This window comes from Ruegeria sp. (assembly GCF_028066395.1).
Classification (GTDB): Bacteria; Pseudomonadota; Alphaproteobacteria; order Rhodobacterales; family Rhodobacteraceae; genus Ruegeria.
On record NZ_JALCBM010000061.1, the window covers coordinates 1 to 12,548 of the forward strand.

A 12,548-nucleotide genomic window follows, 5' to 3' on the forward strand; every position below is an offset into this window, starting at 1 on the left:
GTCATTCAGCGCGACATCCCGTGGATGATCGATCTTTATGAACAGGGGCGGCTGAAACTGGACGAGTTGATCTCAGGCCGCTGGTCGCTGGATCAGATCAACGAGGCGATCGAGGATACCAAGAGCGGATCGGCAAAACGCAATGTGATTGTGTTCGACCGGGGCGCAGTGGCGGGCTGAAGCCCGCCCTACGGAGGAAAGCGCATGAAGCTGCAGGATCTCGACATCATCGTCACCGCCCCGCCCGCGCCGGGCTGGGGTGGGCGCTATTGGATATTGGTCAAAGTGACCACCGATACCGGCATCACCGGATGGGGGGAATGCTATGCCTCTTCCGTCGGCCCAGAGGCTATGCGCCATGTCATCCGCGACGTGTTCGACCGCCACATGGCCGGTGAAAACCCCGAAAACATCGAACTGATGTTCCGCCGCGCCTATTCCAGCGGCTTTACCCAGCGCCCGGACCTGACGGTGATGGGCGCGTTTTCGGGGCTTGAGATCGCCTGTTGGGACATTCTAGGCAAGGACCGCGACCGTCCCGTCTATGCGCTGCTCGGGGGTCGGATGAACGACCGCATCCGCGCCTATACCTATCTCTACCCCCTGCCCCAGCACAATCTGACCGATTTCTGGACCTCACCCGATCAGGCTGGCGAATGCGCGGCCGAAATGGTCCGGCGCGGTTATACCGCCGTCAAGTTCGATCCTGCCGGGCCGTACACGATGCGCGGCGGACATATGCCTGCGATGTCCGATATCTCAATGTCGGTCGCCTTTTGCAAAGCCATCCGTGAGGCGGTGGGCGACAGGGCCGATCTGCTGTTCGGCACCCATGGCCAGTTCAACACCGCAGGCGCGATCCGGTTAGGTCAGGCGTTAGAGCCCTATTCGCCGCTCTGGTTCGAAGAACCCACCCCACCCGACATGATCGAGGATATGGCCCGCGTCGCCCGCAATGTTCGCATCCCGGTGGCCACGGGTGAGCGGATGACGACCAAGGCCGAATTCAGCGCCGTCCTGCGCGCCGGAGCTGCCGAAATTCTGCAACCGGCATTGGGCCGCGCCGGCGGGATTTGGGAGATGAAGAAGGTCGCCGCCATTGCCGAGGTGTTCAACGCGCAAATGGCCCCGCATCTTTATGCCGGTCCGGTGGAATGGGCTGCCAACATCCACCTTGCGGCCTCGATCCCGAACCTTTTGCTGCTGGAAACCATCGAAACCCCGTTCCATGACCAACTGATCAAGGGCTCGATCCGCGTACAGGACGGTTTTGTCCCCGCCCCCACAGCGCCGGGTCTGGGCATCGACGTGGACGAGGATCTGGCCCGTGCCCACCCCTATACCGGTGACGGGCTGCACCTGCAGATGCAGGAAGACCCCTGCGATTACGTCAACGGCAATGCTTTTCAAGGGGGTGCGCCTGCAACCGAGGGGTGACAAACACGAGCTTTTTAGGGCATATTGCGCCGAACCACTCCCCATGACCCGGTTCACACGTGACTGTTCAAGACTCTGATACCACTCCGCCTTCGCCGAAAACGCCCGAAGACATGAAGGAAAGCGCCGCGCAGGCGGCCGCGTTCCTCAAGGCGCTGGCCCATCACGGGCGGCTGATGATCCTCTGCCATCTGGGCACAGGGGAACGTTCGGTCGGCGAATTGGAGGCCCTGCTAGACATGCGGCAGGCCGCCGTCAGCCAGATGCTGGCCCGCCTGCGGGAAGAGGGTATGGTGACCACCCGTCGCGACGGCAAGACGATCTACTACGCCCTGCATGACGGCAAGACCGCGCAGGTGATCGAGCTGTTATACGATCTGTTCTGCAAACCCGAAACCTGACCCGCGTCAGTTCGAGACGTAGCCCGCAATCACCTGCATCAGCTTGAACGCCGTGGCCGCGTCGTTTTCCACAACGGCCAGGAATTCCTCTTCGCCGATGCGCAGGCAGGACAGCTGGGTCTCGGCAATCATGCTCAGCGCGCGGGGTTCCTTGCGGATCAGGCCCAGCTCTCCGACCAATGCGCCGGAGCCGACCTTGGTGATCAACTGATCCGGACCGTCGTGGTGCGGCAGATACAAGCCCGCCTCGCCCTCAAGCACCACATAGGCGCCATCGGTGGGCTGGTCGTCTTTCAGAAACACGACCTCACCCGGTTTGGCATCGAACCAGCGCGCCCCAAAGGCGAGCAGCCGCAACTGCCGCCGGTCGAGGCCAGAGAACAGCGGCGTCTGTTCCAGCGCCCGCAGCTTGCGCGCCAGATCGGCAGAGGAGGCACTGTCTTCTTCCACGTCCATCGGCCCTTCGCCTGAGACCACCCGGCCCTGACGGATTTCCACGAACATGTCGAAGGCCTGCGGGTTCTGAAACTGATCGTTCAGGTATATGACAGTTGTCTGCGGCAACAAAGCCCGCAGGTTCTTGTAGACCGCCACCTGCGTTTGCATGTCATAACTGGCCAGCGCGTTTTCCAGGATCAGAATGTCGGGCTTCTTGATGGTGGCGCGGGTAAAGGCCAGCGGCTCGGCAAAGACGGCGGGCAGGTTCTGACCGCCCAGCGCGACGGGCACGTCATAGATCAGCTCCACCACCAGCGGGCGGGCACCGTTTTCGGCCAGCACATCAACGATGATCTTGCGCACCTCGTCCGAGCGCGCGCCGCCGATCTGGCTGACCTTGCCGAACAGCGCGTTTTCCATCACCGTCAGGCCGGGCGCGAATTCCTGCGCGTCCAGAGGCACGAACACGTCGTACAAATGCGCCATCAGCTTGTCGGAATGGCTGGCGCGCAGTTCCAGAATGCGATCCTTCAGCTCATCGGTGAAGGCCGGGCCAATCTGTTCTTCCGAGATCACAAAGGGCACAGACAGCAGGCTGGCCAGTTGGTCGTCATCCAACCCGGCAACGCCTTCTTTCCGCGTGTGTTCGACCAGTTCGACCGCAGCCTCATAGGTCTGAACCTCAAGCCCCAGCTTGCGGAACAACGGATGATCAGTGCCGTCCAGCCCGAAGATCTGGCGCAACATCTCGATGACATCGCGGGTCAGGCCGATCAGGGTTTCGTCCAGCCCCAATTCCCGCAACTGACCCAGAAACACGGCTTGCCGGGCCAGCAAATCCTGCGTGACCGGCACGCGTGGCGATGCAAACAAAAGGTTCTCGACCACGGGCAGGGCCGGGTTATAGCTGTCGCGGTCGAACACCAGCGCCTGCTGATCCAGCCCCGCCGCCCGAACGGCCTCTTGTACCAGCGGTCGCATCTCGACCAGTTTCTGCGCCAGGATCGGATGATCAGCGGCATCAAACACCTGCTCGGCCCCGCGCAGGAACAGGGCGGTGCCCGACCCCATCCCGTCGATCAATTGCAGCCACCAGTCCCGCAGCGCGTCCGAATCCGCAAACCCCGCCAGAGACGGGTCCAGCCAGTCGGCCTTGAACGGATCAGCGCTGTTTCCCGCGCGCAGGGTCTCGGCGAAATCGGGATCATCGCCGCCTGCCGACAGTGGCCTGAACCGCATCGGCATCATCACATTGTCGCCCAGCGAGCCCTGAAACATCACCGGCCGGGACGAGGCATAGCCGATCCGCGCGGCCACCACCGCCTGATGCAGCCCCGACAGGTTCTGCCCCCCGATCTCGACCCGCCCGGCAGAGGGCAGGATTTCGCGGGTCAGCAGCTCGGCCAATGCGCGGCGGTCTTCCTCGCTGGGGGCGGATATGCCGACGGTCTGGCCCGCCGGGAAGGTCAGTTCCAGATCATCCAGCACCTGATTGCCGTCCATATCCCGAACCGAGACGTGATCCAGCACGATATCCCCGGTCAGACGGGGGCGGGCTTCAGGCTCGCCTTCGAACAGCTTTTCGTCCTGCATGCCGCTGGGGGCAAAGCGTTCGATCACCACCTCCCACCGCAGGGACATGTCCTGGGTCTGGTTGTAATAGGTCAGCAGCTCTTTCCACGGTGAACTCAGGTCCTTATAGGCCGCCAGCGCCGCCACCAGCGCCCCCAGCGAGACCGAGCCCTGCAACACCAGCAAACCGCCGACCAGATAGAACATGAAGGGCGTCAGTTGCGAAATGAAGTTGTTGATGAACTTCATAAAGAACTTTTTCTGATAGATATCGAACCGGATGGCGAACAGCCGCCCCAACTGGTCCGAGATCATCGCCCGCCGATACCGCCACCCCCCGTTTGCCCGCAGGGTCGAGGCCCCGGCGGCATTCTCGCCAATCTGTGCGGCCAGAACGCGAACCTCTTGGATACGTTTCTTGTTCAGCAGGTTGATCTGGCGTTGCAGGCGCGGGATCAGCCAGGCTTGCAACGGGATCAACGCCACCGCCGCCAGTCCGAACCAGACGCTTTGCAGGAATAGAAAAGACAGGATCGTGATCATCTGCCCGGCCTGCAGCACCGGCTGGCTGATCGCATCGCCCATCAAGCCGCCCATCGGCTCACTTTCAGCGGTGATCATCGACACCATCTCGCCCTGACTGACCCGTTCGAAATAAGGCTGCGGAAAGCGCAGGGCGCGGCTGATCAATTGATAGCGAAACCGGCGCAGCATCCGTTCGCTGAGGACACCTTTCATCGTGTTGATGCGCATTTTCATCAAGCCATGCGCCAGAACCGCGATCAAAAAGGCGAAACACAGGATCATCAGAAACGTCGTCTGCGTCAGACTGTATCCCATGACATCGACCACCGGGCTGGCCGCGCCGATGGCGTCGTTGATGATGCGCTTGGGCAGTTCCAGCGTCAGATACAGCAGCGGGAACAGGGTCGAGGTCACGGCCAGCAAAATCAACTGGTCGCGTTTGGAGTATTTCCAGATGAACCGAAAGATCGTGCGTTCTATGGAACCTGCCCCACTCTTGTTCCGCCGCTCAAAGCGCTTTGCGTTTAATTTGAATCGGCATGCGCTGCCTCTCCCTCCGGTCGAATGCGTCTTTCGATACATATGTCTTAAGTAAACGCAAAACGCTGTAAATCACTGATTTCGACGCGAATACAACGATCCGAATTTACCGCAATCGTGTCCTGAGAGGCAAATGAATTCCCAAAATTCACCAATTTCCCGTTGTGTGAACTAGTTCATTTGCGCGCGGCCCTGTTACCCCCTAAGCTGAGACTCAGGACGATATCGGGAGGGTCCATTTGCCTGCAACAATAGGCGCTGTGTTGTTGTTGCTCTGCCTGCTGCAGATCAAACACATGTTCGCCGACTACTACCTACAGACGCCCAAGATGCTTTCGGGGCGAGGCTCATATCTTCATATGGGCCGGGCTCAGCATGCCGCCGTGCATGTTGTGGGCTCGGTCATTATTTTTGCGCTGTTTCGTGCGCCGGTTGAATTCATTCTGATCATCGCGGCGCTGGAATGGATTGTTCATTTCCACATCGACTTTGCCAAGGCCAGCTATTCCGACAAGAAACGGCTGCAGCCCAATCAGGCCGCCTTTTGGCGCGCAGCGGGGCTGGATCAGTGCATGCACAATCTGACCTATATCGCCATGGCCTGGGCCTGGGCGACTTTTGCCGCCTAGGGCACAATCGGTCGATTGCGTTTGATCGTGCGCAATACAACATTGGTCTGCGCGCTGGCGACGGCGGGCAGACGAAACAGGAAATCCTCCAGAAACTCGTTATAGGCCGCCAGATCGCGGCAGAGCACCCGCAGGTGGTAATCGGCCTGCCCGGTGGTGGCATAGCATTCCTGCACCTCGGGGCTGGTTTCGACCGCGCTGATGAAATCGACGATCCGGTCCGGGTCATGGCGGGTCAGGTGGACGTGGACAATGGCCTCGAACGCCAAGCCCATGGCGGGTGGGTTCACCACGGCGCCATAACGTTCGATGATCCCGGCTTCCTCCAGCATCCGCACCCGGCGCCACAAGGCCGAGGCCGACATGCCCACCGCCTCGGCCAGATCGGCGTTCGACATACGGCAATCGGTTTGCAGATGCTGCAGGATACGGCGGTCCCTATCGTCCAGTTGGCTCAACTTGGTGAATCCTTTCGATATTACCGCCATCATTGAACAAATTTTCCGACTTTATGGCAATATCTCGGTCATACTGGCACAATTATTCATCGCAAGCGGGTTAGAATTCCGGTCCAAGCAATCCGATGGACGCACGCGATGACCCACCACAGCCCCGCCCTGACCACCTATCAGCTTGACGACCGGTACACCCGAACCACAGGCCGCGTGTTTCTGACCGGCACGCAAGCACTGGCCCGGATCATGATGGATCAGGCCCGGCGCGACCGGCAGGCGGGGCTGAATACGGCCGGCTTCATCTCGGGTTATCGCGGCTCGCCGCTGGGCGCGCTGGATCTGGAACTGTGGCGCGCGCAGGACCGGCTGTCCGCCGACCACATCACCTTCATGCCCGCTGTCAACGAAGACCTTGGCGCAACGGCCGTTCTGGGCGCGCAGCAGGCCACGCTGGACCCGCAATGCGAGGTCGAGGGCATCTTTTCCATGTGGTACGGCAAGGGCCCCGGTGTCGACCGTTCGGGCGATGCGTTGAAACACGGCAACGCCTATGGCTCGGCCCCCAAGGGAGGCGTTCTGGTGGTGGCAGGGGATGACCACGGCTGCGTATCCAGTTCGATGCCACATCAGTCGGACGTGGCCTTCATGGCGTGGTTCATGCCGACGCTGAACCCGGCCTCGGTCGCAGAATATCTTGAGTTCGGCGAATACGGGCTGGCCCTGTCGCGGTTTTCGGGCACATGGGTCGGGTTCAAGGCGGTCTCGGAAACCGTGGAAAGCGCGCGGTCGGTCGAATTGCGCCCGGACCGGCAATTCACCCTGCCTGACATAGACCTGCCTGCGAACGGCTTACATGTACGCTCTGCCGATTTGCCCTCGCCCGAGATCGAAACCCGCGTTCAGGCCAAGCTGCGCGCCGTGCGCGCCTTTGCCGAAGAGAACCCGATCGACCGGCGCATCTATGACATCGACAAGGCCAAGTTCGGCTTTGTCACCACCGGCAAGGGCCATCTGGACCTGATGGAGGCGCTGCGTCTGCTGGGTCTGGATGAGGCCAAATGCCGGGAACTGGGCATCGACATCTACAAGGTCGGCATGGTCTGGCCGTTGGCCCGCCGCAACGCGCTGCGCTTTGTGAAGGGCAAGGCCGAGGTGCTGGTGGTCGAGGAAAAACGTGGCATCATCGAAAGCCAGTTCAAGGAATACTTCTACGACTGGCCCGGCGACAAGCCGCACAAGATGGTCGGTAAATATGACAGTCATGGCGAGCCGCTGATCCCATGGACCGGCGAACTCAGCCCGCTGATGCTAGCCCCCATCGTCGCCGCGCGCCTGCATACGTTCTTCCCCGAGGAACACTTGCCCGCCAAGGCCAAAGCGCTGACCGACAGGCCGCCGCAGCTGATCAACGTGCCCGGCGCGACGCGCACGCCCTATTTCTGCTCGGGCTGTCCGCATAACACCTCGACCAAGGTGCCCGAAGGGTCAACGGCGGCCAGCGGCATCGGGTGTCATGTCATGGCGTCCTGGATGGATCGCCAGACCGTGGGCTATGCGCAGATGGGGGGCGAAGGGGTGCCACATGTGGTGGCGTCGAAATTCAACGGCGGCAAGCATATCTTCCAGAATCTTGGCGAGGGGACCTGGTATCACTCGGGTTCTCTGGCGATCCGGCAGGCGGTCGCGGCGGGGACGCATATCACCTACAAGATCCTCTATAACGACGCCGTTGCGATGACCGGAGGGCAGCCGGTGGACGGACCCGTCAGCGTTTCAGGCATCGCCCAGACCTGTCGCGCCGAAGGGGTGGAGCGCATCGCGCTGGTTTCCGACGATATCAGCAAGTTCCGACATTCGGACTTTCCGCAGCGCACCACCTTCCACGACCGGGCCGAGATGGACGCGCTGCAGCGCGAGCTGCGCGACATCCCCGGCGTCACGGTCCTGATCTATGAACAGACCTGCGCCACCGAAAAGCGCCGCCGTCGCAAGCGGGGCACGATGGAGGACCCCGACCGTTTCGTCTGGATCAACGATCTGGTCTGTGAAGGCTGCGGCGATTGCTCGGTCGCGTCCAACTGCCTGAGCGTCGAGCCGCGCGAAACCCCGCTGGGACGCAAACGCAAGATCAACCTGAGCACCTGCAACAAGGATTTTTCCTGCCTGAACGGGTTCTGCCCCAGCTTTGTGACCGTCGAAGGCGCCAAACGTCGGAAACAGGGTGCAGAACTGGACCTGACCGCGCTGGAAGCCGATCTGCAATTGCCCGCCCTGCTCGCTTTGGATCAACCCTATGACCTGCTGGTCACCGGTGTCGGCGGCACCGGCGTTGTCACCGTGGGCGCCCTGATCACCATGGCCGCGCATCTTGAGGGCAAAGGCACATCCGTGCTGGATTTCACCGGCTTCGCGCAGAAATTCGGCACTGTCCTCAGCTATATCCGACTGGCCCCAACGCCCGAGACGCTGAATCAGGTGCGCATCGATACCGGTGCCGCCGATGCGGTGATCGGCTGTGATGTGGTGGTCAGCTCGGCGCCCAAAGCCTCGGCCCATTACCGCCCGGGTACGCGCGTGGTGCTGAACCGGGCTGAGATGCCAACCGGCGATCTGGTGTTGCACCGGGATGCACAATTGCAGGTATCCGCCCGCGAGCAGGCGATTGCAGAGGTTGTTGGGGCCGAGAACCTGACGGGTTTCGATGCCAATCGAATGGCCGAGGCTCTGCTGGGTGACGCGGTTTTCGCCAATGTGATCTTGCTGGGCTATGCGTGGCAGAAAGGGCTGGTTCCAGTGTCCCATAGCGCCTTGGGGCAGGCCATCCTGCTGAACGGTGTCGCGATAGAGAAGAACCGGATGGCCTTCGCCATCGGTCGATGTCTGGCCGCAGACCCCGCGCGCCTACCGAGCGACCCCGCGGCGCAGGACAAGGAAGAAACGCTGGATCAGATGATCACCCGCCGCGCCGCCTTCCTGCGTGATTATCAGGACGCGGCTTATGCCGAACGGTACACCAACCGCATTGAGGCACTGCGGGCGGCGCAGATGTCAGACCAGATCATCGAAAGCGCCGCCCGCAACCTGTTCCGTTTCATGGCCTACAAGGACGAATTCGAGGTCGCGCGGCTGCAAACATCGCAGGCCTTCACCGACGAGTTGAACCGCACGTTCGAGGGTGATTTCAAAACAAAACACCACTTCGCCCCGCCCTTGTTCAGTTGGCGCAAGGACGGGCGAGGCCGCCCAATCAAACGGGAATTCGGCCCCTGGATACGCCCGCTGCTGACCCTGATGGCGCGCGGCAAGGGGCTGCGCGGGAAGGTCTGGAACCCCTTCGGCTATCACTCCGAAGCACGGCTGCACCGCGAGATTCTGGCATGGTATCAGGGCCTTCTGGATCGGCTGATCAACGGCTATACGGCCACGTCCGAAGCAGAATGGCTGGACGTCCTTTCAACCGCCGATCAGGTGCGCGGCTATGGGCCTGTCCGGCAGGCCAGCTTTGACACGGCGCGTCAGGGGACCTCCTGATCCATACCCAGCCAGAACCGTTTCGCATAGGCGCTGAATTCCTCGACCTCGGCAGGCAGAGGTTCGACGCCAGTGAAAACATAAAGGTAATGCGGCACCATCGACAGGCGCACGTCTATCGGTTCACCCAACTGTGCCAGATCGTAACCGATCTGCATGTAATACAGCACCCGGGCGCGGGTTTCGGCCTCGGTCTCGTCATAATCAAACCGGATGAACATGGCGCGCAGGGCCGCCAGACGGCGGGCGTCCGACTGATCCAGCATCCGCCGCACCTTGCCCGACCGGCGCGCCCAGTCGCGCACTGCGAAATCCAGCGCCGTGTCGAATAGATCAGGATTCACAACGCAGCGCTGCACATTGCACACAGCCGCCGTGATCGTCTCCGCAGGCAGTTCGGACTGTGCAATCAGGGCCGCAGTATTGGTCGCCTGCCAGCGGGCGATCAGCGCGTCCAGCAGTTCCTGCCGGGACTTGAAGTACCAGTAGAACGAGGATCGCGATACCGCCATCCGTTCGGCCAGGTTCAGCACCTTCACCTGCTCGACCCCGTCCGAGATCAGTACATCCATCGCCACATTCAGCCAGTCATCGCGCGTGACCTTGATGTTGCCCACCAGCGGCTCGGCTTCGGGGTCATCGCGGTGAAGGATCGGTTTGGTGCTCATTCAACTCTCCGGCGGGGCGCCGCCTTCGGCAGTGCGGCGGGCGATGAAACCCTCTAGCGCGTCCAGATGGGTTGTTCCATCGGAAGGAGGTTTGAAATTGGCAAGGATGTCCTTCCAGACACCGGTGGCACGCTGATTGGCATCCACCGCGCCACGCTCGGTCCAGGTGCCAAAATTGGCGTAGTCGTGCAGATGCGGTTGGTAAAAGGCGGTGTTGTAACGCTCCATCGTCTGGCTGGTGGCAAAGAAATGGCCGCTGGGCTCGACCTCGGCCAGGGCGGTGTCGAACCCGATTTCGTCCGGCCCGGCCTGAGCGCCAGCGCACAGCTCGGCCACCATATTCAGCACCTCGGCGTCGCAGATCATTTTCTCGAAAGACACCGTCAGCCCGCCCTCAAGCCACCCTGCGGAATGGATGATCACCGTTGCCCCGGCCATCAAACAGCCCCAGAGGCCAAACTGATTTTCATTCGCCGCCTGCACGTCGTTGATATTCGCCGCCGAGCCCGCAGCGGACCGCCATGGCAGGCCCAGATGGCGGGCGAGTTGCCCGGCGGCCAGTGAGGCCTGAAAGTGCGAGGGCGTCCCGAAGGCAGGTGCGCCCGACTTCATGTCCACATTGCTGGTGAAGGTGCCGTAACAGACCGGCGCGCCCGGGTTGGTCAGTTGGGTCAGGGTCAGCGCCGCCAACGCCTCGGCATGGGACAGGGTGATTGCGCCTGCCACGGTGATCGGCGCCATCGCCCCCATCAGGGTAAAAGGCGTGATGATCGACATCTGGCCGTGGCGGGCAAAATCGATCAACCCCTGCGCCATCGGGATATCAAGCGTGCGCGGGCTGTTGGTGTTGATGATCGTGTAGCAATGCGGGTTGGCGCGGAAATCCTCATCCGACAGGCCCCGCGCGATGGACAGCATCTCGAAACAATCCATCACCTGCGGCGTCCCGCGTGAGAAGAAGAACGGGAACTTGTCCGTCAGCTCCATCTGCGCTTGCGTGGTGAAGTAATGCCGTAGGTGGGTCGGCACGTCCTGCGGCTCGACTTGCGGCGAGATCATCTGGAACACATCGAAATGATGGGTCAGTTTCAGGAATTCCAGATAATCCTGCCCCGTCGCGGGACGACGCCCCCGTTCCAGATCGGTGGCATTGGGGGCACCCGCGCCGGGCTGAAACACCAATGATCCCAGTTCCAAAGTGAAATCCCGGTGCCGCGCCCCGGCCCGGCAATTGATAGATTTCGGGGCCGAGGCCACGGCGGCCTCGACCATATCACGCCCGATGAAGACCATTTCGCTGTCCTCATCCACCCGCGCGCCGCCTTGCGCAAAGATGCGTCGCGCCTCGGGCAGCAGGGTTTTGACGCCCAGCTCCTCTAGCGTGCGCAGGGCGGTTTCGTGCATGTCGGCGATCTGATCGGCCGGGAACACCTCCATCTGCGGGAAGGGGTTACGCAATTGGCGATAGTTCACGTCACGGCTGGCGGGCGGCGCGGTTTTGGGGCCGCGCCTGCGCCGTCCACCGTCTGAGGGCCGGGCGCTCATCCCCTAACCCCGCATCGCTTTGCCCTGCGGATCGTAGGGCGAAGGGGCAACGATCCGGGCGGGGCGTTCAACACCCACCACATGCACCGAAAGCTCGGTTCCCGGTGCGGCCTTGTCGCGATTGACCAGCGCCATCGCCAGCGATTTGCCAGTGTAATGGCCGTACCCGCCCGAGGTCACAAAGCCGACACGTTCGCCATCATCAGCCCAGATCGGTTCGTACCCGCTGGCATCGGCATCCAGAGCATCCACCTCCAGCGTCACCTGAACCTGCGCCGGGCCGTTGCCGTCGCGCTCGGCCAAGGCGGCCTCTTTGCCGACGAAGTCCTTGTCCCAGTCGATCCAGCGGTCCATCCCAGTCATGCCCGGCGTGTAGGCTTGAGTGAATTCCGCCGACCAGATGCCAAAGCTTTTCTCCAGCCGAGTCGACAGCATCGCGTTGAAGCCGCATTCGCGGATGCCTTCGCTGGCTCCGGCCTCCAACAACATGCGGCGCAGCTTGATGTGGTCACCGTAGCGGCAGTTGATCTCATACCCCTTTTCACCGGTCACCGACATGCGCGCGACGCGGGCACGGACCAGTCCGATGTCGAAATCGCCGCAGCCCATGAATTTCAGGCCCGAGATATCCTGCTCCGCCAGTTTCTCGACCACCGCCTGCGATTTCGGACCGACCACGGCGAAGCCGCAATATTCCTCGCCCAGATCGCGGACCTGAACGCCGTCGATCATATGATCATCAAACCAGCGCATATGCCAGGCGCGCAGGTAATAGCTGCCCATGATCCACCAGGTGCCGTCGCCCCA

General features: G+C 61.7%; 9 protein-coding genes and 1 pseudogene. 5 read left to right on the top strand and 5 right to left on the bottom strand.

The window, feature by feature from the left end:
- The 3 genes and pseudogenes from MPJ51_RS16910 to MPJ51_RS16920 all read left to right on the top strand — a co-directional run.
- Positions 1-180: pseudogene (locus MPJ51_RS16910) on the top strand (zinc-binding dehydrogenase); the annotation flags it as partial.
- A 24-nt stretch (positions 181-204) separates the two neighbouring features.
- Positions 205-1,437, top strand: a complete 1,233-nt coding sequence (locus MPJ51_RS16915; protein ID WP_298389096.1) for a mandelate racemase/muconate lactonizing enzyme family protein — start codon at positions 205-207, stop codon at positions 1,435-1,437.
- Between the two features lie 113 nt (positions 1,438-1,550).
- The gene (locus MPJ51_RS16920; RefSeq protein ID WP_298389129.1) at positions 1,551-1,838 is read left to right on the top strand and encodes a metalloregulator ArsR/SmtB family transcription factor; all 288 of its coding nucleotides are present in this window, start codon (positions 1,551-1,553) and stop codon (positions 1,836-1,838) included.
- Positions 1,839-1,844: 6 nt separating this feature from the next.
- Here MPJ51_RS16920 and MPJ51_RS16925 read toward each other — a convergent pair whose 3' ends face one another.
- Positions 1,845-4,802 (bottom strand): ABC transporter transmembrane domain-containing protein, encoded by a 2,958-nt coding sequence (locus MPJ51_RS16925; RefSeq protein WP_298389098.1) that lies wholly within the window; start codon positions 4,800-4,802, stop codon positions 1,845-1,847.
- Between the two features lie 350 nt (positions 4,803-5,152).
- On the opposite strand from MPJ51_RS16925, the gene MPJ51_RS16930 reads away from it, so the two are divergent.
- Positions 5,153-5,542, top strand: coding sequence for a DUF3307 domain-containing protein (locus tag MPJ51_RS16930; protein WP_298389100.1), 390 nt, complete (start codon positions 5,153-5,155; stop codon positions 5,540-5,542).
- On the opposite strand, the gene MPJ51_RS16935 is transcribed toward MPJ51_RS16930, so the two are convergent.
- Positions 5,539-6,000: an Lrp/AsnC family transcriptional regulator gene (locus MPJ51_RS16935; RefSeq protein WP_298389102.1), complete on the bottom strand. Its 462-nt coding sequence runs from the start codon at positions 5,998-6,000 to the stop codon at positions 5,539-5,541. The genes MPJ51_RS16930 and MPJ51_RS16935 overlap by 4 nt on opposite strands.
- A gap of 138 nt (positions 6,001-6,138) precedes the next feature.
- Here MPJ51_RS16935 and MPJ51_RS16940 point away from each other — a divergent pair, with 138 nt between their 5' ends.
- Complete coding sequence (locus MPJ51_RS16940; protein WP_298389105.1) at positions 6,139-9,528, top strand: indolepyruvate ferredoxin oxidoreductase family protein; 3,390 nt, start codon at positions 6,139-6,141, stop codon at positions 9,526-9,528.
- Here MPJ51_RS16940 and MPJ51_RS16945 read toward each other — a convergent pair.
- The 3 genes from MPJ51_RS16945 to MPJ51_RS16955 form a co-directional block, all read right to left on the bottom strand.
- Positions 9,513-10,196, bottom strand: a complete 684-nt coding sequence (locus MPJ51_RS16945; RefSeq protein WP_298389107.1) for a TetR/AcrR family transcriptional regulator — start codon at positions 10,194-10,196, stop codon at positions 9,513-9,515. The genes MPJ51_RS16940 and MPJ51_RS16945 overlap by 16 nt on opposite strands.
- Positions 10,197-11,741 carry a trimethylamine methyltransferase family protein gene (locus MPJ51_RS16950; RefSeq protein ID WP_298389109.1) on the bottom strand — a complete coding sequence of 515 codons (1,545 nt, stop codon included), beginning with the start codon at positions 11,739-11,741 and terminating at the stop codon, positions 10,197-10,199.
- A 3-nt stretch (positions 11,742-11,744) separates the two neighbouring features.
- Positions 11,745-12,548, bottom strand: an 804-nt coding sequence (locus tag MPJ51_RS16955) for an aminomethyltransferase family protein (protein ID WP_298389111.1), incomplete at its 5' end; no start/stop codon positions are given.

What these genes read in the sequence shown, in the direction of transcription:
- MPJ51_RS16915 (WP_298389096.1), top strand. Translation starts at nt 205, where the DNA reads ATGAAGCTGCAGGATCTCGACATCATCGTCACCGCCCCGCCCGCGCCG.
- MPJ51_RS16920 (WP_298389129.1), top strand. Translation starts at nt 1,551, where the DNA reads ATGAAGGAAAGCGCCGCGCAGGCGGCCGCGTTCCTCAAGGCGCTGGCC.
- MPJ51_RS16940 (WP_298389105.1), top strand. Translation starts at nt 6,139, where the DNA reads ATGACCCACCACAGCCCCGCCCTGACCACCTATCAGCTTGACGACCGG.
- MPJ51_RS16945 (WP_298389107.1), bottom strand. Translation starts at nt 10,196, where the DNA reads ATGAGCACCAAACCGATCCTTCACCGCGATGACCCCGAAGCCGAGCCG.
- MPJ51_RS16950 (WP_298389109.1), bottom strand. Translation starts at nt 11,741, where the DNA reads ATGAGCGCCCGGCCCTCAGACGGTGGACGGCGCAGGCGCGGCCCCAAA.